At 67.3% G+C, this 19139-nt stretch carries 22 protein-coding genes; 9 read left to right on the forward strand and 13 right to left on the reverse strand.

The features are described from left to right. Positions 1 to 4: 4 nt before the first annotated feature. The 5 genes from ASC61_RS16895 to ASC61_RS16915 all read right to left on the reverse strand — a co-directional run bounded on the left by ASC61_RS16895 (position 5) and on the right by ASC61_RS16915 (position 4914). Positions 5 to 589, reverse strand: a complete 585-nt coding sequence (locus tag ASC61_RS16895; RefSeq protein ID WP_157439538.1) for a hypothetical protein — start codon at positions 587 to 589, stop codon at positions 5 to 7. Continuing rightward, a complete protein-coding gene (locus ASC61_RS16900) occupies positions 589 to 2310 on the reverse strand; it encodes a hypothetical protein (RefSeq protein WP_157439539.1) in 1722 nt (573 codons plus the stop codon). Before ASC61_RS16900 ends, ASC61_RS16895 begins: the two co-directional genes overlap by 1 nt. A 61-nt stretch (positions 2311 to 2371) precedes the next feature. Beyond that, the gene (locus ASC61_RS16905; protein ID WP_056213873.1) at positions 2372 to 3907 is read right to left on the reverse strand and encodes a UDP-N-acetylglucosamine 1-carboxyvinyltransferase; all 1536 of its coding nucleotides are present in this window, start codon (positions 3905 to 3907) and stop codon (positions 2372 to 2374) included. A 66-nt stretch (positions 3908 to 3973) separates the two neighbouring features. Beyond that, on the reverse strand, positions 3974 to 4618 hold the full coding sequence (locus ASC61_RS16910) for an MBL fold metallo-hydrolase (RefSeq protein WP_056213876.1): 645 nt from the start codon (positions 4616 to 4618) through the stop codon (positions 3974 to 3976). 47 nt (positions 4619 to 4665) lie between these two features. Next, complete coding sequence (locus ASC61_RS16915; RefSeq protein ID WP_056213878.1) at positions 4666 to 4914, reverse strand: DUF2630 family protein; 249 nt, start codon at positions 4912 to 4914, stop codon at positions 4666 to 4668. Positions 4915 to 4965: 51 nt separating this feature from the next. Between ASC61_RS16915 and ASC61_RS16920 the strand changes: the two genes are divergently transcribed. Next, the gene (locus tag ASC61_RS16920; RefSeq protein ID WP_056213881.1) at positions 4966 to 5418 is read left to right on the forward strand and encodes a YdeI/OmpD-associated family protein; all 453 of its coding nucleotides are present in this window, start codon (positions 4966 to 4968) and stop codon (positions 5416 to 5418) included. Positions 5419 to 5432: 14 nt separating this feature from the next. Here the strand turns inward: ASC61_RS16920 and ASC61_RS16925 are convergent, their stop codons facing one another. The 4 genes from ASC61_RS16925 to ASC61_RS16940 form a co-directional block, all read right to left on the reverse strand. Next, positions 5433 to 6044, reverse strand: coding sequence for a LysE family translocator (locus ASC61_RS16925; protein WP_056213884.1), 612 nt, complete (start codon positions 6042 to 6044; stop codon positions 5433 to 5435). 19 nt (positions 6045 to 6063) lie between these two features. After that, entirely contained in the window at positions 6064 to 6480 is a 417-nt protein-coding gene (locus tag ASC61_RS16930; RefSeq protein WP_056213886.1) for a hypothetical protein, read from the reverse strand. A gap of 57 nt (positions 6481 to 6537) precedes the next feature. After that, positions 6538 to 7605 carry a fatty acid desaturase family protein gene (locus ASC61_RS16935; protein WP_056213888.1) on the reverse strand — a complete coding sequence of 356 codons (1068 nt, stop codon included), beginning with the start codon at positions 7603 to 7605 and terminating at the stop codon, positions 6538 to 6540. Positions 7606 to 7700: 95 nt separating this feature from the next. After that, positions 7701 to 8339, reverse strand: coding sequence for a hypothetical protein (locus ASC61_RS16940; protein WP_157439540.1), 639 nt, complete (start codon positions 8337 to 8339; stop codon positions 7701 to 7703). Positions 8340 to 8692: 353 nt separating this feature from the next. Here ASC61_RS16940 and ASC61_RS16945 point away from each other — a divergent pair, with 353 nt between their 5' ends. The 3 genes from ASC61_RS16945 (at position 8693) to ASC61_RS16955 (ending at position 12126) form a co-directional block, all read left to right on the forward strand. Continuing rightward, a complete protein-coding gene (locus ASC61_RS16945) occupies positions 8693 to 9253 on the forward strand; it encodes a hypothetical protein (protein WP_157439541.1) in 561 nt (186 codons plus the stop codon). An 82-nt stretch (positions 9254 to 9335) separates the two neighbouring features. Next, positions 9336 to 9746, forward strand: a complete 411-nt coding sequence (locus ASC61_RS16950) for a VOC family protein (protein WP_056213895.1) — start codon at positions 9336 to 9338, stop codon at positions 9744 to 9746. 7 nt (positions 9747 to 9753) lie between these two features. Then, positions 9754 to 12126 carry an ATP-binding cassette domain-containing protein gene (locus ASC61_RS16955; protein WP_056213898.1) on the forward strand — a complete coding sequence of 791 codons (2373 nt, stop codon included), beginning with the start codon at positions 9754 to 9756 and terminating at the stop codon, positions 12124 to 12126. A 57-nt stretch (positions 12127 to 12183) separates the two neighbouring features. Here ASC61_RS16955 and ASC61_RS16960 read toward each other — a convergent pair whose 3' ends face one another. After that, positions 12184 to 12786 (reverse strand): dihydrofolate reductase family protein, encoded by a 603-nt coding sequence (locus tag ASC61_RS16960; protein ID WP_056213900.1) that lies wholly within the window; start codon positions 12784 to 12786, stop codon positions 12184 to 12186. Next, positions 12783 to 13649: a metalloregulator ArsR/SmtB family transcription factor gene (locus ASC61_RS16965; protein WP_056213902.1), complete on the reverse strand. Its 867-nt coding sequence runs from the start codon at positions 13647 to 13649 to the stop codon at positions 12783 to 12785. The genes ASC61_RS16960 and ASC61_RS16965 overlap by 4 nt, the downstream gene beginning before the upstream one ends. A 191-nt stretch (positions 13650 to 13840) precedes the next feature. Here ASC61_RS16965 and ASC61_RS16970 point away from each other — a divergent pair, with 191 nt between their 5' ends. The 3 genes from ASC61_RS16970 to ASC61_RS16980 all read left to right on the forward strand — a co-directional run bounded on the left by ASC61_RS16970 (position 13841) and on the right by ASC61_RS16980 (position 15494). Beyond that, positions 13841 to 14479 carry a LysE family translocator gene (locus ASC61_RS16970; protein ID WP_235503583.1) on the forward strand — a complete coding sequence of 213 codons (639 nt, stop codon included), beginning with the start codon at positions 13841 to 13843 and terminating at the stop codon, positions 14477 to 14479. A 116-nt stretch (positions 14480 to 14595) separates the two neighbouring features. After that, positions 14596 to 14973 (forward strand): hypothetical protein, encoded by a 378-nt coding sequence (locus tag ASC61_RS16975; protein ID WP_056213912.1) that lies wholly within the window; start codon positions 14596 to 14598, stop codon positions 14971 to 14973. Next, positions 14970 to 15494, forward strand: a complete 525-nt coding sequence (locus tag ASC61_RS16980) for a GNAT family N-acetyltransferase (protein WP_056213914.1) — start codon at positions 14970 to 14972, stop codon at positions 15492 to 15494. Before ASC61_RS16975 ends, ASC61_RS16980 begins: the two co-directional genes overlap by 4 nt. A gap of 35 nt (positions 15495 to 15529) precedes the next feature. On the opposite strand, the gene ASC61_RS16985 is transcribed toward ASC61_RS16980, so the two are convergent. After that, positions 15530 to 16201 carry a hypothetical protein gene (locus ASC61_RS16985; RefSeq protein ID WP_157439542.1) on the reverse strand — a complete coding sequence of 224 codons (672 nt, stop codon included), beginning with the start codon at positions 16199 to 16201 and terminating at the stop codon, positions 15530 to 15532. A 128-nt stretch (positions 16202 to 16329) separates the two neighbouring features. Then, positions 16330 to 16944 (reverse strand): D-Ala-D-Ala dipeptidase VanX, encoded by a 615-nt coding sequence (vanX, locus tag ASC61_RS16990; protein ID WP_056213919.1) that lies wholly within the window; start codon positions 16942 to 16944, stop codon positions 16330 to 16332. A gap of 137 nt (positions 16945 to 17081) precedes the next feature. Here vanX and ASC61_RS16995 point away from each other — a divergent pair, with 137 nt between their 5' ends. Together ASC61_RS16995 and vanA are read left to right on the forward strand one after the other, a co-directional pair. Continuing rightward, entirely contained in the window at positions 17082 to 18095 is a 1014-nt protein-coding gene (locus ASC61_RS16995; RefSeq protein ID WP_082530733.1) for an NAD(P)-dependent oxidoreductase, read from the forward strand. Further along, complete coding sequence (gene vanA, locus ASC61_RS17000; RefSeq protein ID WP_056213921.1) at positions 18092 to 19129, forward strand: D-alanine--(R)-lactate ligase; 1038 nt, start codon at positions 18092 to 18094, stop codon at positions 19127 to 19129. Before ASC61_RS16995 ends, vanA begins: the two co-directional genes overlap by 4 nt. The last annotated feature ends 10 nt before the right edge of the window (positions 19130 to 19139 follow it).

Raw genomic sequence — 19139 nt, forward strand, 5'->3', positions numbered from 1 at the left:
CTGGTCAGTCGTCGCTCCAGGACCCGCCGACGATGACCCGCCCTGACCCGGCGACGGGCGCCAGGCCGGCTTGAGCGCTGAGCTTCAGGTCGCCGAGCGTGACAGCGTCCGAGCCGACGCTGATGCGCTCGGTCTGGTCATCGGGCGCCGCGTCGATCTTGGCTGCCAGCGTGTCGGCAGGGTCGGTCGGCACGTCGAGCTGCGTGAGCACGTCACGGAATGCCGTGACCAGCGGGCCCGGCTCGAGCTGCGCCGTGCGGATGCCGACGGTGAAGTGGGCATCGCTGCCGCTTCCCGCCCGGTAGAACGACACGAGGGTCGCCTGGGTATCGATCGTGCGGCCCCCGGGCAGCTTGAACCGTACGGACCGAGCCGTCTTGGTCTCATAGGTGCCGTCGTTGGTCTCGTCCGAGATGCCGAACGCCTTGGCCGACGGCTGGCCCGTCAGGTCCCAGACCTCGACCCCATCGCTGGACGACCTCGCGGTCGGCTCGGGCTTGCTGTCTTTCGGGTCGTTGTCATCCATGGTCACTCCGATGCAGGCGGACAGCAGGAACAGGGCGGTGAGGGCAAGCACCAGGCGACGCATCACCACAGTCTCACCTTGGTGTCGACCAGGCTGTCGAGGATGTCGGGCCACCGCTCGGACAGCCGCATCTCGTCGATGCGCTCTCGGACATCCTGGTTGAGGATCTCGTTGGCCCGGTCCGGGTCGTTCTCGATCAGGTCGAGATAGGCCGGCAGCGTGTCGTCCTTGATGAGGCCCCAGCGCGTGTCGAAGTCGGCGATGTTGGAGCGTGGGATGTTGAGCGTCACCTCACCGCCCTGGACGCCGGGGATGAGGGGCTGGGTGTCGATCTCGATGTGGATCGGGTCGTCGACCTCGCCGAGCGTGTGCGTCCCGGGGATCGAGGGCTGGCCCACCAGTCCCATCATGTAGGTCATGACCTCGCCGGTCGGGTCGTGGTTCTTCATGTCCTGGTACTGGTCGGCGATCGTGTAGAACTGCTCGCGCCGGAGCAGCTCCTCGTTGCCGTGGTTGAGCAGGTCGGTGTCGCCCGTACGACTGGCCGTGTCGATGTCCTGCCACGCGTGGTACGCCTGGTCCACCTGCTGCTGGTCGTCGCCCAGGAGACCGGCCCGCCGCAGCTCGTCGATGCTTCCCATGCCGCCTTCGAGATAGGCCTCGTGCATCATCGACGCGTCGTAGAAGATGTCCTTCTGCATCTGCAGGAACGTCGTCTGGTAGAACTTCAGCTCGTCCTCACCCATGCGGGAGATCTCGTCCAGCTGGTTGAGCGGGAACGGCAGCGCCGAGTCGGGGATCGGCCCGAGCTTGTCGGCCAGCTCGCGGGCCATCGTCTGGAAGAACTCGATGTCCTCGAACCCCGCGGCGAACGAGGGTCCGATCATCGCGGCCATGCCGGCCCACCGGAAGTTCGGGTTGTCCAGGAAGAGCTGGGCGTAGTAGGCGTACGTCTTCTCATACTGGTCGCTGACCGCCTCGGCTCCCTTGCTGACGTCCCAGGTGGTCAGGTCGATGCCGGCCTTCTCGGCCGCCTTGGTGACGTAGTACTGCTGCAGCACGTCCGCGTACGTCTTGGGGTCGACGCCCATGCGTCGGGCGAGGTCGAGGATGCGGTTGAGCGTCGCCGACGGGGTGCCGAGCGGCGGTGCGGCGAAGAACGCATCGAGCGTCCCGTTGCGCTTCAGCCGCTGCAAGAGGTCGGCCAGCTCCGCGTCGGTGTAGGTGATCGAGGGGAACCTCATGGCGGTGCCGAGGGCTAGGAATCCGGCGGCGACCAGCGCCTTGACCGCCTCAGCCGTGGGCCCCGTGGCGAACTCCCGTGCGACTTCGTTCGCATCCTCGTCGAGGACCTTCTCGGCGGCGGCGTACTTCCGGTCGAGGTCCGCCCGGAGCGCGTCGAGCGCCGCGGTGAGGTCACCGTGCGGGGAGTCGCGGTGGTCGTACGAGATCGACATGCCGCCGTAGTGGTACTGCGCGTTGAGGCCGCTGACCGTGGTGTCGAACGCGTCGACGGCAGCCGCGAACTTCGTGAGGCAGCCGACGGCGTAGACGCCTGCAAGTCCCAGGTTCTGCGCCGCGGCCCTGGCCGCTCGCGGGTTGGCTCGCACCCCGGCGACGATCTCACCCTCGATCGCGTCGACCGCGCGCTGCTCGTCAGCGAGCAGGTCGTCAGCGAGGTCGATCAACACCGTCGCGTTGCTGCCCGGAGACGCTGCGGCCTCGCGAATGTCATCGCCCGTCACAGGGTGGAAGGCGTACCTCCCCGGAAACCGATCAACCACGGGCACAGTCTGTCGCAGTGTCGCTCAGCCAGCAATTCCGCCTGACGGCTCGCTTCTAGGCTCAGATGTCCCGGAAGGTCTCGATCTGGGCGCCGAGGGCGTTGAGGCGCTCGGCCAGGTCTTCGTAGCCGCGGTTGATGACGTAGACGCTGCGCAGCACCGAGGTGCCCTTGGCCGCGAGCATCGCGAGCAGGATGACGACGGCGGGCCGCAAGGCCGGGGGGCACACCAGCTCGGTGCCGCTCCAGTGCGTCGGGCCCTCGATCAGCACGCGGTGCGGGTCGAGCAGCTTGACCGACGCGCCGAGCTTGTTGAGCTCGGTGAGGTAGATCGCCCGGTTCTCGTAGACCCAGTCGTGCAGCATCGTCTGACCCTCGGCCGTGGCGGCGATGACCGCGAAGAACGGCAGGTTGTCGATGTTGAGCCCGGGGAACGGCATCGGGTGGATCTTGTCGATCGGCGCGTGCAACGCCGACGGATGCGTCGTGATGTCGACGAGGCGGGTCTCACCGTTCTCGGCGGGATACTCCTCGCCGCGGTCGTACTGGAAGCCCATCTCCTCGAGCAGCGCGAGCTCGATCTCCATGAACTCGATCGGTACGCGGCGCACCGTGATGCTCGACTTGGTGACGATGGCGGCCGCGATGAGGCTCATGGCCTCGATGGGGTCCTCGCTGGGGGCGTACTCGACGTCGCAGTTGATGACCGGCTTGCCGGTGACTCGCAACGTCGTGGTGCCGATGCCCTCGATGCCGACGCCGAGCTTGACCAGGAAGAAGCACAGGTCCTGGACCATGTAGTTGGGGCTCGCGTTGCGGATCACGGTGACGCCGTCATAGCGGGCGGCCGCGAGGAGTGCGTTCTCGGTGACCGTGTCGCCACGCTCGGTGAGCACGAGCGGCCGCTCCGGCCCGACGCCCTTGGCCGCGGTGGCGTGATAGCTGCCCTCGGTCGCCACGACCTTGAGGCCGAACGGTCGCAACGCCGTCATGTGCGGCTCGACGGTGCGGGTGCCGAGGTCGCAGCCTCCGGCGTACGGCAGCTCGAAGTCGTCGTAACGGTGCATCAGCGGGCCGAGGAACATGATGATGCTGCGCGTACGCCTCGCGGCCTCGGCGTCCATCGCGGCGAGGTTGAGGTTCTCGGGCACGATGAGCTCGAGGTCGTTCTGCTCGTTGAGCCAGGTCGCCTTGACCCCGATCGAGGTCAGCACCTCGAGCAGGCGATTGACCTCCTCGATGCGTGCGACCTTGCGCAGGACCGTGGTGCCGGCGTTGAGCAGCGAGGCGCACAGCAGGGCGACGCCGGCGTTCTTGCTCGACTTGACGTCGATCGATCCCGACAGGGTCGTGCCGCCTGCGACGCGGAGGTGACTGGGGCCCGAGGTGCCCACCGTCACGAGCTCGGAGTCGAGGGCACTGCCGATGCGGGCGAGCATGTCGAGCGTCAAGTTCTGCTGCCCCTTCTCGATGCGGTTCACCGCACTCTGGCTGGTCTTGAGCTCGGTGGCAAGCTCGGCCTGCGTGAGCCCACTGTGCTGGCGGGCGTCACGGATGAGTGCCCCGATGCGGGAGAGATAGTCGTCGCGAACGGTCATGTCTTTCACCATATCTCAGTTATGAGATATTTCAATTCCTCACGATTCGGCGTGCCGGAGCGTTCGTCAGGCGGTCGTGGAGTCGCTCTGACCCAGCTTGCGCGCATCCTCCACGCCGCCGAAGTTGGCCACGTGACCCCAGTAGATGCCGTACGCGAGCTCGGCGATCGTGAGGTCGTGGATCGGGAACAGCGTCGCGGGGGAGACCCGCCGGACGAAGTCGACGGTCTCGCTGACCTTGGCCCACGGCGCGCTCAACGGCACGGCCAGGACGTCGACACCCTCCGGCGCGTACGCGTAGGTGTCGCCGGGGTGGAACAGGGTGGGCTCGCCATCCGCGCTGACCGTGACGCCGACATTGCCGACGCGGGGGAGCTCGGGCGTGATCACGGCGTGCTGGGCGCCGACGCCACGCAGCGTGACGCCCTTGACCTCGGTCTCCACACCGTCGCCGTTCTCGCGCCAGTCGCCGAACTCCAGCACGCCGGCGGTCTCCGGATCACACAGCAGCACGGCTCCCGGGTTGCGCTCGACCAGCGCGGGCGCGCGGTTCTGGTCGATGTGGTCGAGGTGCTGATGTGTCACGACGATCGCGTCGAGACCCTCCAGCTCGAAGGGCGCGTCGGGGCTGAAGGCGCCGGGATCGATCAGGATCCGGGTGTCTGCGGTCTCCACGAGCACCGTCGCATGGCCGAAGCGAGTGATCTGCATGCGGCCATCCTGCACCCGTGCTCAAAGCGGTTCGGAGTGGCTTGGGCTCAGCCCAGGTACTTCTCGACGACGTCCGGCGAACGCTCGGCGGCGTCGTCGGGCGACTCGCCGTACTGCCGCTTCGCGTTCCTCTGGCGCAGCAGGTCCCAGGCCTGGTCGAGCTCGACCTCGAGCTTCTGCAGCCGGGCGTGCTCCTCGGCCGGTGTCACCTCGTGCTTGCTGAGCTGCTCGCGCAGCGTCTTCTCCTCGGCGACGAGTGCCGAGATGTGCTCGTGGATGCCCTGGTCTGTCGTCATGGCGCGAGTCTACGACTGACACGGACGCCAGGGGAGTGACAGGATCGGCGCATGGAGTTCCACGGCAGGGTCGAGCTCGGGGGCAAGACCGCGACGGGCATCGAGGTGCCTGCTGATGTCGTCGAGACGCTCGGCGGCGGCAAGCGCCCGCCGGTGACCGTGACGACTGGCGGCCACACCTACCGGACGACGGTGGCGCCGATGGGTGGTCGGTTCATGATCCCGCTGAGTGCGGAGAACCGGGCGGCCTCGGGGCTGGCTGCGGGCGACGAGGTCGACGTCGAGATCACGCTCGACACCGCACCTCGCGAGATGAAGGCGCCCGACGACCTCGCCGAGGCCCTGCGCGCCTCGCCGGAGGCAGAGGCGTTCTTCGAGTCGCTGTCGTTCAGCCACAAGCGGAGCTATGTCGACTGGATCGTCGGCGCCAAGCGGGACGAGACCCGGCAGCGCCGTGTGGCGCAGGCCGTCGAGCTGTTGCTCACCAAACGCAAGCAGCGCTGAGCGCACGTACGAGATCAGCGCTCGGCGAACGCCAGCTTGGCGCCCAGCGCGACGAACGCACCGGCGAACGTACGCCGCATCCAGGTCAGCACCGCGGGGCGTGAGATCACCCGATCGCGGATGACGGCGGCGAACACGCCGTACGCGACGAAGACGACGAACGTGATCAGCATGAAGACGCCGCTCAGCTCGAGCATGCGCAGCAGATAGTGCGGCTCGCCCGAGCTGACGAACTGCGGCAGGAACGCCACGAAGAAGATCGACAGCTTGGGGTTCAGGATGTTGACCAGAACGCCCGACGTGATGACCTGCCGCGCTGTCCTGGGCTCGTGCTCAGCCTCGACGCTCAAGGCGCCCTTGTCCCGCAGGGTGTTCCACGCCATGTAGAGCAGATAGGCGACTCCGGCGTACTTGAGCGTCTGGAACGCCACGGCGCTGGTGTGCAGCAGGGCCGCAAGGCCGGTGATCGCGGCGACGATGTGCGGCAACGTTCCCAGCGTGCAGCCGATCGCGGCGACCAGGCTCGCCCGTGCGCCACGGGTGAGGCCGGCCACCATCGTGTAGAGCACACCCGTCCCGGGTGAGGCCACGACGATGAGCGACGTGAGGAGGAACGCGACGGTCATGGCGCAGAGCGTAGCCGCATCACGAGTGCGCGACACGTACTCGTCGCGGCAGCACCAGCAGTGCCGCGAGAACGAACGAGCCGCCGAGCGCGATGACGTTGAGGACCTGGTCGGTCCGGTCGAGATCGCCGAGATGCGGCAGGTGGTACGACAGGTGCAATGTGCCGAACGTCAGCCAGGTCCACCCGGCGGTCGCCACGACGGCAGGCTTGAGGCTGATGGCCGCGAGAAGACTGAGGACCAACAGCGCCGTGTAGGTGGCACCGACATCGCGGATCAGGTGCTCGTTGTAGGGCCCGTCGACGGCAATCCACACCCTTCCCAGGCCTGGGAACGAGTCGTAGAAGGAGCGCGGGGCGATCGACGCCCACGGGCCGGTGTAGGCGCCGGTCGCGGCGAGCACCAGGAGCAGCGTGCGCTGGAGGGTCGGGGTCATGCCCCTCAGACGACACCGTCAGCGCCGATGTGACAAGTACCCGCAAGGTCACCGCCCTCAGCCGCGCAGCTGGGCGGCCAGCGGGCAGTCGAACGGGTCGCGGGCTCGCAGCCCCACGTTGTTGAGATAGCCGACCACGATGGCATACGACTCGAAAAGGCCGACCTCCATGTAGTCGATGCCCTCCCGCTCGCAGTACGCCCGCACGGTCGGCCGTGCCTTCTTGAGGTTGCAGCGGGGCATGCTCGGGAACAGGTGGTGCTCGATCTGGTAGTTGAGCCCGCCCATCGCGACATCGGTCAGCGGGTTGCCGCGTACGTTGCGGGACACCATGACCTGGCGACGGAGGAAGTCGAGCTTCATCTCCGGCGGCACGATCGGCATGCCCTTGTGGGCAGGAGCGAAGGATACTCCCAGGCATACGCCGAACACCGCCATCTGGACGGCGAAGAAGGCCAGCGCCTTGCCGAGCGGCAGGAACGCCAGGAGCACGGCGACGTACGCGGTCAGGCGGGTCACGACGATGGTGAGCTCGGTGCGGCGCCACGGCTGGGTCGAGATCTTGTCCCGCGCCGCCTGGACGCTGGCCGCGTGCAGGTTGAGCCCTTCGAGCGTCAGCAGGGGGAAGAACAGCCAGCCCTGGTGCCGCGAGAACCACCCGGCGAAGCCCGTGCGCTCCGCGACGATCGCGGGGGTGAACGCGACGACTCCGGCAGCGATGTCGGGGTCGATGCCCTCCTGGTTCGGCGCCTTGTGGTGCAGGTTGTGCTTGGCCCGCCACCACGCGAAGCTCAACCCGGCGAACGCCCCCGCGAAGATCCTCGCTGCCCAGGCGTTCCACGTCGCCGACGCGAAGATCTGCCGGTGAGCGGCGTCGTGGCCGAGGAAGCCGAACTGGGTCACCACGAGCCCCAGCGCTGCGGCCAGGATGAGCTGCCACCACGAGTTGCCGACGAGGAAGAAGCCGCACCAGATCGCCGCGAACCCTCCGACGGCGAGGACGATCTGCGTCCAGTAGTACAGGTGTCGACGCTCGAGCAGGCCCTGCTCACGGACGTCGCGCATGAGGTCACCGAACAGGCTGACGTAGCGATCGGGCGGGCGTACGTCCGGCTGAGCTGTCATGCCTTCGACGCTATGGAGATTCGAAGCCGCGCACGATGGCGCTGGGACCCCGTCCGCAGGGGGTCTGGACCCACCCCTGCCTCACACCGGCAACGTCAGGCGGCGAGTGGCTCCAACTGCGGTGCGGCTGATGCGAGGCGGCCCATGCGCCAGAGCCGGTGCACCACGAGGGCCGCGACGACCGAGCCACTGGTGCCGAGGAACAGGTCGCCGAGCGTGTCGGTGTAGGCACCACGGCGCTCAGAGGACGTGCTGATGAACGCGTAGTACTCGGCGATCTCCCAGCCGACGGCCACGGTGGCGCCGAACGCGAGAGCCCGCTCGATGGTGGCGTGCAGCGTCGCCGTGCGGTGCAGGGTCAACAGGATCACACCGGCTGTCAGCAGGCCGGTGTTCATGAAGTGGATCCAGTCGTCGAACCACACGATCGTGTCGTACATGTTCATCCGGTTGCCGAGGGTGTCGGTGAAGCACGTCACCGTCACGAGCAGGTCGGCGACCCACGGGAACGACGCGCGGTCGCGCCAAAAGACGTACCAGAGCGCGGGGACGGAGAACGCGAGCAGGGGATAGGTGACGGCGCGCAGGCCGGCCGCCTTGCCCCGCATGTGACCGAGGTCGGGGAACATCAAGGCGATCGCCAGGAGAATCAGCAGGCCGGCTTTCGCAGTGATGTCGAGACTGCGCACGACCGGTGGCGCGACATGTCGTGTCGCCGGCCCTTTGTCGCTCATGTGCCAAGAATAGTGGGGGATCTCGGCCGCTTCTGCCGATTTCTGCGCCCGAGAGCAGAGATGCGTTGCAGTTTGGTGTCACATTCTCGCCGTTCCGGACATATACACGGTGTGAACGCCTCCACAGCAGGTCCCGTCCGCCGAGTCGTCGCCTCTGGCCTTCGCTGGTGGCGGACCGCCTTGCACGTGGCGGTCACCTGCATCGTCATCACTGTCGTGAGCCAGAACGCCACCCATCCCAGTCCGGCACGCCCGGCCGAAGTCACGGTGATCCTCCCGGTCGGCCGTTGACGCAGGACGATCTTGTCCGGCATCGGGGGACAGGGTGACACGCTCGTGCGAGACTCGCCGACATGCGTCGCATTGAAACAGCCATTGTGGGCCTTCTCGTCGTGCTCTCCGCCTGCACCGGGAGCACCGAGTCCGCACCCAAGACCGTCGCCACGGCAGGATCCGGCACCGGTGACGTGATGGTTCGTGGCGTCATCACCCGCAACGCCGAACCCGTCCGGGACGCCGAGCTGTGGTTCGACCTGTGGCCCACGGACGACGGCACCAGGGCCGGCGACGTCGTCGACACGTGGGGCTCGAAGCACGTCACGACCGACCATGACGGACGCTTCGCACTTCGGATGGATCCTGACGACGTCAAGAGCAAGTACATCGACGGCAACGCCGTCAACTTCGATCTCAACCTCTTCCACGACAAGAAGATGGCGTCGTGGGGCTCGACAGCGTGGCTCGTGCAGGATCGGGTGTGGCGCAGCGACGAGTACGCGCGCGTTGCCGACCCCACGCTTTCGATCTCGATGGACGTCGGGACATTCACGGTCACGCTCGTCGACTCCCATGGAGAACGCGAGACCAACGAGCTGACGATGGTGCCGATGCCCGCGCGGTTCGATCCGAAGTAGCCGGACCGAGACATCGGACCGAGCCCATTCCGGTCAGGAATCGAGAAGCGCTGCGTCCCTGGCCGCCGCTACGGTGACAGCCATGGACATCACGATTCACACCACCGTTCTCCCGCACACCGACCCCGAAGCATCCGTCGCGTTCTTCCGTGACGCGCTCGGCTTCGAGGTACGCCAGGACGTCGGGCAGGGCACGATGCGCTGGATCACGGTCGGTCCGGCCAACCAGCCCGAGACGTCGATCCTGCTCGCGCCTCCGGCTGCCGATCCCGGCGTGACCGACGACGAGCGCCGCACGATCTCGGAGATGATGGCCAAGGGCACCTATGGCTGGATCCTGCTGGCGACCAAGGACCTCAATGCGGCATTCGAGCAGGTCCAGGCCACCAATGCCGAGGTGGTCCAGGAGCCGACCGAGCAGCCCTATGGCGTCCGCGACTGCGCGTTCCGCGACCCGGCGGGCAACATGATCCGCATCCAGGAAGTGAGCTAGTCCCGCCATGAGCGACACCAGCAAGCCGCACACCGCCGACAGTCACGACCTCATCCGCGTGCAGGGCGCCCGGGAGAACAACCTCAAGGACGTCAGCATCGAGATCCCGAAGCGCCGCCTGACGGTCTTCACGGGAGTCTCCGGCTCGGGCAAGAGCTCCCTGGTCTTCGGCACGATCGCTGCGGAGTCCCAACGCATGATCAACGAGACCTACAGCGCGTTCGTGCAGGGATTCATGCCGACGCTGTCACGCCCCGAGGTCGACCTCCTCGATGGACTGACGACCGCGATCATCGTCGACCAGGAGCGCCTCGGCGCCAACCCACGTTCCACGGTCGGCACGGTCACGGATGCCAACGCGATGCTGCGCATCCTCTACAGCCGACTCGGCGAGCCCCACATCGGGCCACCGACGGCCTACTCGTTCAACGTCCCGACCCGCACGGCGAGTGGTGTCATGAGCACCGACAAGGCCGGCCGCACCGAGAAGAGCGTCGTCCGCAACGCCGTCTATCTCGGCGGCATGTGCCCGCGGTGCGAGGGCATGGGTGCGGTGAGCGACTTCGACCTCACCGCGCTCTACGACGAGTCCAAGTCGCTGAGCGGGGGAGCACTGACGATTCCGGGCTACAGCATGGAGGGCTGGTACGGCCGCATCTTCAGCGGTTCCGGCTACTTCGACATGGACAAGCCGATCGCCAGGTTCACCAAGAAGGAGCTCGACGACCTGCTCTATCGCGAGCCGACCAAGATCAAGGTCGAGGGCATCAACCTCACCTACGAGGGCATCATCCCCAAGATCCAGAAGTCGATGCTGTCCAAGGACGTCGACGCGATGCAGCCCCACATCCGGGCGTTCGTCGAGCGGGCCGTCACGTTCCAGACCTGCCCGGAGTGCGACGGCACGCGCCTGACCCAGGAGGTCCTGGCGTCCAAGGTCAAGGGCAAGAACATCGCGGAGGTCTGCGCGATGCAGATCAGCGACGTCGCCGAGTGGATCCGCACGATCGACGACTCGTCCGTGGCGCCGCTGCTCGCTGGTCTGCAGCACCTGTTCGACTCGTTCGCCCAGATCGGCCTCGGCTACCTCTCGCTCGACCGGCCGTCGGGCACGTTGTCCGGGGGAGAGGCCCAGCGCACCAAGATGATCCGCCATCTCGGTTCGTCGTTGACCGACATCACGTACGTGTTCGACGAGCCGACGATCGGCATGCACCCGCACGACATCGAGCGCATGAACACGCTGCTGCTCCAGCTGCGAGACAAGGGCAACACCGTGCTGGTCGTCGAGCACAAGCCGGAGACGATCGCGATCGCCGATCACGTCGTCGACCTCGGGCCAGGCGCCGGCACGGGCGGCGGCACGGTCTGCTTCGAGGGCACGCTCGACGGGTTGCGGGGGAGCGACACCGTCACGGGGCGGCACCTGGACGACCGCGCCTCGCTCAAGGAGTCCCTACGTCCGGCCTCCGGCGCGCTCGAGGTGCGAGGAGCGTCGACCCACAACCTCCGCGATGTCGACGTCGACATCCCGCTCGGCGTGCTGTGCGTCTTCACCGGTGTCGCCGGGTCCGGCAAGAGCTCGCTGATCAACGGATCGGTCGCCGGGCGCGACGGGGTCGTGCTGATCGACCAGGCCGCGATCCGCGGTTCGCGTCGCAGCAACCCGGCGACCTACACCGGTCTGCTCGAGCCGATCCGCAAGGCGTTCGCCAAGGCCAATGGCGTCAAGCCCGCACTGTTCAGCTCCAACTCCGAGGGTGCGTGCCCCGGCTGCAACGGCGCCGGCGTCATCTACACCGAGCTCGGCGTCATGGCGACGGTCGCGTCGACGTGTGAGGAGTGCGAGGGCCGGAGGTTCCAGGCGTCCGTGCTGGACTACACCTTCGGTGGCCGCAACATCGCCGAGGTGCTGGCCATGCCGGTCAGCGAGGCGCTGCCGTTCTTCGCCCAAGGCGACGCGCACACACCGGCCGCGCACAAGATCCTCGAACGCCTCGCCGACGTCGGCCTCGGCTATGTCAGCCTCGGACAGCCCCTCACGACCCTGTCAGGAGGCGAGCGGCAGCGGCTCAAGCTGGCGACGCACATGGGGGAGAAGGGTGACGTCTTCGTGCTCGACGAGCCGACCACGGGCCTGCACCTCGCCGACGTGGAGCAGCTGCTGGGGCTGCTCGACCGATTGGTCGACTCGGGCAAGTCCGTCATCGTCATCGAGCACCATCAAGCGGTCATGGCGCACGCCGACTGGATCATCGATCTCGGTCCCGGCGCCGGCCACGACGGCGGCACGATCGTCTTCGAGGGCACACCGGCCGACCTCGTGGCCGCCGAGTCGACGCTCACCGGCAAGCACCTCGCGGCGTACGTCGGAAGGTGACTCTTGAAAGCCTGGCCCGGTCGAGTCGACCGGGCCGGGCGTGCGTAAGACCTGGAGTCAGCGAACGCGGTCGTAGACCAGCGACAAGGTGCCGTGCTCACCGGCCGCCTGGCTGACCAGGGACCACGTGTTCCTGGCCGGCAGACCGTCGTCGAAGAGTCGGCGACCGCCGCCCAGGAACACCGGGAAGACCGTGAGGGCGAGGCGGTCGACCTGGTCGGCAGCCAGCAGCGCCTTGATCACGCTGGCGCTGCTGAGCACCAGGATGTCGCCGCCGTCGGACTCTTTGAGGTCGGCGATCACCTCGTCCGTGGGCTTGTTCACGATGGTGGTCCGCTCCCACGGCGCCTCATCGAGGGTGGACGACAGCACGACCTTCTCGCTCTCGACGAGCCACCTCGCGAAGCCTTCGTCGCGCGGGTCGGCGCCCTCCATGCCGATCACGGTCGGCCAGAAGCCAAGGAACCCCTCGGCGTTGACCCGGCCCAGAAGAGCGGTGGTTGCCGGCTCCCACAGGTTCGTCAGGTGGTCGCGTGCCACGTCGGTGATCGCGTACGGCATCACCCATCCCATGTCCATCGGGTCCGTCGCGGCGTAGTGCCCGTCGAGCGAGAGGGCCATGTTCGTGACGACCCTGCGGCCGCCGGTCTGCTGTGTCATGTCGTGCTCCTTGTGTCGTTGTCGTGCGGTGTGTCGGAGTTGGTCGCGTGCGGCTCGGCCGCGATGACGGACACGAGACGGTCGAGGCTCTGCCCGAACCCGATCTCGATGCCTGCGATGAAGTCCGCGGCGTCGGTCGCACTGTCGGTGACCCGGAGCTCGAGGTCGAGCTCGGCACCGCTCGCGGTGGGTCGAAGGGTCAGGCCCACGTGGGCCGTGAACGCGGTGCCCCCGTCGGGCAGCTGCGGCGACAGTCGGTAGGCGAGGTGCTCGCACGGCTGCACGGCGTCGACGACGCCCTCCGCACGGCCGACGACGACGTCCACCCCGCTGGTGTCCTCGACGTCGCGGTACTCCTGGACGATGTCGCCACCCGGTCGCGCGTCGAAGACGAGCTCGGAGACGCGAAGGTCCTGGGGCGTCCACCACTGGGAGAGCAGTGACGTTTCCGTGAGGTACGGCCAGGCGTCCTGCGGGCTCGCCGCCAGCGCCCGAGTGAAGCTGAACGTACGACCGTCTGCCCAACCGCCCTGGTCTGCGGCAGGCCGTTCGGCCTGGAGACTGAGGCCATACTGGTCGAAAGTCACTCGCGAGTCGGCCTGTTCGGCCGCACCGGCAAGCTCCTGGAGGGCTGCGGCGAGTTCGCGCAGGGGAGCGGACTGCAGAGCGTAGATCCGGCGCTGGCCGCTGCGCTGCGACGTGACGATGCCCGCGCGCTCGAGGGTCTGGAGGTGCTTGGTCGTCTGCGGCTGCCGGGCACCGGCGAGCTGAGCGAGCACCCCGACCGGCCGGGGTCGTTCGGCCAGCAGGGTCACGAGGCGCCAGCGAGCCGGATCGGCCAAGGCGGTGAAGAGTGCTTCCATGTGAGAAGTATTCTTGACCACGCATATTCTTGTCAAGGAATATTTCGGTCAATCATTCGCGATACAGTCAAAATCCCTCTGCTTCCGAGGAGAATCCCGCAGCGGCATAGAGCGCATGGGCACCATCACAGGCCGACGATGTCACCCATCCCGGCACGCAGAGGCCGGCACTGGGCCGGTACTTTGATGGCGTGGAACTCGTCTCGCTCACCTCGTTGCTCGGGGTCGCCGTACTGGAGCTGGGGATGGTGCTCATTCCGGGTCCCAACATGGTCTACCTGACATCGCGAGCGATCTCGCAGGGGAGGCGCGCCGGGTTCGTGTCTCTCGCTGGCGTCGCGCTCGGGTTCGTGGCCTATCTGATTGCCGCCGCAGCCGGTCTGTCTGCGCTGTTCGCCGCCGTGCCCGAGGCGTATCACGTCGTGAAGCTCCTGGGCGCGGCCTACCTCGCGTGGCTGGCGTGGCAGATCCTGCGTCCTGGCGGCGTCTCGCCGTTCGAGCCTCGTCAGCTCGATCCACATTCATCGGCGCGGCTGTTCGGCATGGGACTGCTCACGAATCTCCTGAACCCCAAGATCGCGCTGCTGTACGCCGCCCTGATCCCGCAGTTCATCGATCCGGCGCTGGGAGCCGCCTGGTGGCAGTTCCTCCAGCTCGGCAGCGCGCAGATCGTCGTCGGTGTCGCGGTCAACGGCCTGATCGTGTTCACCGCTGCGGCACTCGCCGGACATCTGGCCCAGCATCCTCGCGCGCTCCGGACGCAGCGTTATGCGTCCGGAACGCTCTTGGGATTCTTCGCCGCCAGGATGGCCGTCAGCAAGCCCGCCTAGCTCGATTTCTCGCCCTATGCGCTTGTCCGATAATGCACATTATGTCAACTGGCGCTGAGAACGCCTCCCGGTCGGCTCCACCCACTCCTCGCGCGGTCGCTTGGTAGCGTTCGGCTATGAGTAAGCCTGTCGATGACAAGTTGGGCACATTGGTCGGCGAGGACAAGGACGTTCTCGCGGCCCGCCTGTTCGTTGCGTCGTTCACAGAAGGCGCTCGAGATCCTCTGGAGTTCGGCAAGATCCGTGCACAGCTGGCCACGATGGCCGGGATCGGACGTTTCCAGGTCTTCGCCGGCCACGGCGGTCCTGACTACGCCTTTGGTGTCGAGCTGGTGCTTCGCTGGGAGCGGGCCTTGCTTGCCGCCCGGATATTCGGCGGCGACCACGCCAGCATGTCTGTCCTGCTGCTCAGCGACGGGGAGCTCGTCCGCGATTCCGCCGACCCGTACACGGCGGCCCTCACCGCAATTCGTTCCGCAGCCCCGCGGAGATGAACACCATCCGCCTGCTGAGTCTTGACGACATACCTGCGCTCGCGGAGCTCTTCGGTGCGAATCGCGACTTCCTGGCGCCCTGGGAGCCGGAACGTGGCGTCGACTACTTCTCGATCGACGGACAACGCGTGGTCGTCGAGGAGGCTCTCGACCGGTACGAGCAGGGGCTGACCTACCCGCACGTGATTCTCGACGACGCTGGCGACATCGTCGGCCGCATCAACATCGGCAACATCGTGCGTGGCCCGTTCCAGTCCTGCGGCGTCGGCTACTGGGTGAGCGAGCATGCGAACGGCCGCGGGCTCGCCACCGCTGCCCTCAGCGAGATCAAGGAGCTGGCGTTCGGCCAGCTCGGGCTGCACCGGATCGAGGCAGGCACCTTGGCCCACAACGTCCGGTCGCAACGGGTTCTGGAGAAGAACGGCTTCGTCCGATTCGGGCTGGCTCCCAGCTACCTCGAGATCGCCGGACGATGGCAGGACCACGCGCTCTACCAGGTGCTCAATCCCCTTCACGGCTGATTAGCCCTCCTGGTGGGGCAACCGACGCTGCAGGACTACGCCTCGGGACATCCCGCCTTGAACGCTGTCGGCCGGCCGGGCCCCAGCTTCCGGCCGTCCGTCGGGAACACCTCGTCGTAGGCCTTGGTCCGCGGCACCGTCTCAGCCTCGAGCGCCGCGCATGTCCCGTTGTCGAACTGGAACTGCACGCGGACGACCTGGCCGGGCGCCAACCCGTGCGGCACGACGAATCCGCCGGCGTCCGACGCGTCTCCGGCCCTGCTGACCTTTCCAGGAAGTACTGGCAGCCACATCTGGGTGCTCGCCACGTCGAGCTCCCCCGCCGTGGTGCTGATGGACACCGCCTGCAGCGCCATCGACTCGCGCCCGCCCGTGAACGTCGCCGAGAGCGTCGCGGATCCATCGGCGTTCGCGACCATCACCACGTGTGAGATGGCGAGCTCAGCGCTGTCAGGAGCAGCGGTCTTGTCTGGTTCCTCGACCACCACTCCCCTGGGCTCGGGCTCGGTCTCGCGCGCGGGCGCTAGGAAGACGACGTCCGACAGGTCCGCCGATCCGCTCACGTTCGCCGCATGGGCGCGGATCGCTACGTCGTCGTCCATGGCTGTGGCCCGTCCCGCAGGCGCAGCCAGCAAGGCTGCGACCGTGGCGATGGCGAACGGCGCGATCCCCAGAATGGTGCGCCGTCGCGGCGCAGATACGTTCACGAGAGCTCCTGCATACCTAGGAGTGTCCACCACAAGGCGATGTGTGACATCACGATCTCATGTTGACTTCGAATCAATGTCAACAGGCTGTCCCGAAATGCCTCGTGCGACGCACGGTGGAGTGTGCTTCACGCGACCGGGAAGTTGAAGTACGTGTCCGGATACGGCTCGTCCGTCAGCGTGTAGTGCCACCACTCGCAGGCGTACGCGGTGAAGCCGCAGGTCTCCATGACGGACCGCAGGTGCCGACGGTTGGCGGCCTCGAGCGGTGGGGTCCCCGGAGCATCATGATGCGAGACCGGATCCATCAGGTCATGGTCGCCGCCCATGGACGTCAGCTCCCCCGTTCGCAGGTCGAAGAGCGTGAGGTCGACCGTGCTCCCCCGGCTGTGGCCCGACCTGGCGGCGACGTAGCCCTGGTCGAACATGTCGGCCCGATCGATGTTCGGGTAGTGCCTGGCCTTGGTCCGGCCGTCCTCGGGCAGTCGTGACCAGCGCAGGAAGGCATCGACAGCACGCTGGGGGCGATAGCCGTCCCAGATCAGCAGCCCGAAGCCCCGGGCAGCGAGCTTGTCCCGTGCGGCCTCCAGCGCAGCACACAGGGCCGACGTGCCGACGATGCGGTTGGCCTCATAGCCATCGACGGGCTTGCCGGTGAAGTTGTCCCACGTCGCGTACTTCGCGTCCCATCGGATACCCGGGACCAGTTCGTCGACATAGGCGAAGTCACTTTGACTGTTCATGGTCCCAGTCAAGGAATCGCGCTGTTGCCGGCCCGTATCGGGAAATCGATATGCCGACGATAGGCACCGGTCACATATCGTCGGCATATCGAAAACCGCATACGTACGGGCAACGGCCGGCCGCGTTGAGTTGACGCATGATCCAGCGGCCACCCGTACGAGCTGCCGTACGCCGCCTGCGAACCGACCGCGTGACCACTGGCGTCACGGCTTTCGGATGCGGGCCGCACGAAGCCACGCTGTTTCGTGAGCTGTCGCCCCGCTTCGGCGTGACGCCCACGATCACCGACGAAGCGGTGACCGCGGGCAACGTCGGACTCGCAGCAGGCAACCGGTGCATCAGCGTGGGCCACAAGTCACGGATCGACGACTCGTTGCTCCTCGCGCTCAACGGGGTGGGCGTCGAGTACGTCTCGACCCGGAGCATCGGCGACAACCACATCGACGTGGCGTACGCGGAGAGCATCGGCGTGACGGTCGGCACCGTCGCGTACTCCCCCGACAGCGTCGCGGACTACACGGTGATGCTGATGTTGATGGCCCTGCGCCACGCCACGTCGGTCGTACGCCGCGCCGACCTTCGCGACTACCGGCTGCACGACACTCCTGGCCGGGAGCTGCGCGACCTGACCGTCGGGGTCGTCGGGACCGGGCGCATCGGCGCTGCGGTGATCGACCGGCTGCGCGGATTCGGCAGCCGGATCATCGCGCACGACGTCTCCCCCGCAACGAGAGCGGACTACGTCACGTTCGACGAGCTGATCCGGGTGAGCGACGTGGTCACGCTCCACACCCCGCTCACGCCCGCCACCCACCACCTGCTCGACGCTCGCCGGCTCGAGCAGATGAAGCCCGGTGCCGTCATCGTCAACACCGGCCGCGGCCCGCTCGTCGACAACGCGGCGCTGCTCGCCGCCCTCGAGGCCGGGCACCTCGCCGGCGTGGCTCTCGACGTCGTGGAGGGCGAGGAGGGCGTGTTCTATGCCGACTGCCGCGAGCGTCCCCTCGCAAGCACTCCTCTGGCGCGGCTGCAGGAGCTGCCCAACGTGCTGATCAGTCCGCACACCGCCTACTTCACCGACCACGCCCTGGCCGATGCCGTCGAGGACTCCCTGGCGCACTGCCTGACCTACGAGAACGGAAACCCATGACCAGACTCAAGATCGCCGTGCTGTTCGGCGGCTCGTCCGAGGAGCACCTCATCTCCGTCAAGTCCGCGCAGGAGGTTTCCAAGAACCTCGACCCGGAGAGGTACGAGCCGTTCTACGTCGGGATCACGACCAGCGGCGCGTGGACGTTGTGCGACGGGCCGGAGCCCGGCTGGGAGACTGCCGGCACCCCCGCGATGCTCTCGCCCGACAGCTCGACCCGCGGCCTGCTCGTGCTGGACGGCAACTCGTACCGGACGATCCCGCTGGACGTGGTCTTCCCGGTGCTCCACGGCACGCAGGGCGAGGACGGCGCGATCCAGGGACTGCTGGAGCTGACCGGCATCCCGTACGTCGGGTGCGACGTGCCGAGCTCGGCCCTGTGCATGGACAAGTCCCTCGCGTACGTCGTGGCGGCCGCCGCCGGCATCGCCACGCCGAGTCACTGGGTCGTCGCCGCGAACGAGAACATCGAGCCCGAAGGACTGACCTATCCGGTCTTTGTGAAGCCGGCCCGCTCGGGCTCCTCGTTCGGCGTCAGCAAGGTGTCGTCGAGGACCGAGCTGCTGAGCGCGGTCGTCACGGCCAAGCAGTACGACTCCAAGGTGCTGATCGAAGAGGCCGTCGTCGGCAGCGAGGTCGGCTGCGCGATCCTGAGCGAACGATTCGGCCTGGTCGCCGGCGAGGTCGATCGCATCGCGCTGACGCACGGCTTCTTCCGGATCCACCAGGAAGCCGAGCCCGAACGCGGCTCCGACAACTCGACCCCGATCGTGCCCGCCGACATCTCCGAGGACGCGCGGGCTCTCGTGCAGGAGACCGCGAAGCGGATCTATCGCGCCCTCGGCTGCACGGGTCTGGCCCGCGTCGACATGTTCCTCAAGGACGACGGCACCGTCGTGCTCAACGAGGTCAACACGCTACCCGGCCTGACGTCGTACAGCCGCTATCCCCGCATGATGGCCGCCGCCGGTCTGCCGCTCGCCGAGGTCATCGATCGTCTGGTGGACCGCACGCTGCAGGGCGCGAGACGTTGATCGTGCTGGC

It is taken from the genome of Aeromicrobium sp. Root344, assembly GCF_001425755.1.
Lineage (GTDB): Bacteria > Actinomycetota > Actinomycetes > Propionibacteriales > Nocardioidaceae > Aeromicrobium.

Bases quoted from the DNA above. Each gene is read 5' to 3' on its own strand.
- vanX (WP_056213919.1), bottom strand. From the start codon at position 16,944: ATGAACAGTCAAAGTGACTTCGCCTATGTCGACGAACTGGTCCCGGGT.
- ASC61_RS16975 (WP_056213912.1), top strand. From the start codon at position 14,596: ATGAGTAAGCCTGTCGATGACAAGTTGGGCACATTGGTCGGCGAGGAC.
- ASC61_RS16930 (WP_056213886.1), bottom strand. From the start codon at position 6,480: ATGACCCCGACCCTCCAGCGCACGCTGCTCCTGGTGCTCGCCGCGACC.
- ASC61_RS16955 (WP_056213898.1), top strand. From the start codon at position 9,754: ATGAGCGACACCAGCAAGCCGCACACCGCCGACAGTCACGACCTCATC.
- ASC61_RS16960 (WP_056213900.1), bottom strand. From the start codon at position 12,786: ATGACACAGCAGACCGGCGGCCGCAGGGTCGTCACGAACATGGCCCTC.
- ASC61_RS16950 (WP_056213895.1), top strand. From the start codon at position 9,336: ATGGACATCACGATTCACACCACCGTTCTCCCGCACACCGACCCCGAA.
- ASC61_RS16925 (WP_056213884.1), bottom strand. From the start codon at position 6,044: ATGACCGTCGCGTTCCTCCTCACGTCGCTCATCGTCGTGGCCTCACCC.
- ASC61_RS16980 (WP_056213914.1), top strand. From the start codon at position 14,970: ATGAACACCATCCGCCTGCTGAGTCTTGACGACATACCTGCGCTCGCG.
- ASC61_RS16905 (WP_056213873.1), bottom strand. From the start codon at position 3,907: ATGACCGTTCGCGACGACTATCTCTCCCGCATCGGGGCACTCATCCGT.
- ASC61_RS16940 (WP_157439540.1), bottom strand. From the start codon at position 8,339: ATGAGCGACAAAGGGCCGGCGACACGACATGTCGCGCCACCGGTCGTG.
- ASC61_RS16935 (WP_056213888.1), bottom strand. From the start codon at position 7,605: ATGACAGCTCAGCCGGACGTACGCCCGCCCGATCGCTACGTCAGCCTG.
- ASC61_RS16920 (WP_056213881.1), top strand. From the start codon at position 4,966: ATGGAGTTCCACGGCAGGGTCGAGCTCGGGGGCAAGACCGCGACGGGC.
- ASC61_RS16910 (WP_056213876.1), bottom strand. From the start codon at position 4,618: ATGCAGATCACTCGCTTCGGCCATGCGACGGTGCTCGTGGAGACCGCA.
- ASC61_RS16945 (WP_157439541.1), top strand. From the start codon at position 8,693: ATGCGTCGCATTGAAACAGCCATTGTGGGCCTTCTCGTCGTGCTCTCC.
- vanA (WP_056213921.1), top strand. From the start codon at position 18,092: ATGACCAGACTCAAGATCGCCGTGCTGTTCGGCGGCTCGTCCGAGGAG.
- ASC61_RS16915 (WP_056213878.1), bottom strand. From the start codon at position 4,914: ATGACGACAGACCAGGGCATCCACGAGCACATCTCGGCACTCGTCGCC.
- ASC61_RS16895 (WP_157439538.1), bottom strand. From the start codon at position 589: ATGCGTCGCCTGGTGCTTGCCCTCACCGCCCTGTTCCTGCTGTCCGCC.
- ASC61_RS16995 (WP_082530733.1), top strand. From the start codon at position 17,082: ATGATCCAGCGGCCACCCGTACGAGCTGCCGTACGCCGCCTGCGAACC.
- ASC61_RS16965 (WP_056213902.1), bottom strand. From the start codon at position 13,649: ATGGAAGCACTCTTCACCGCCTTGGCCGATCCGGCTCGCTGGCGCCTC.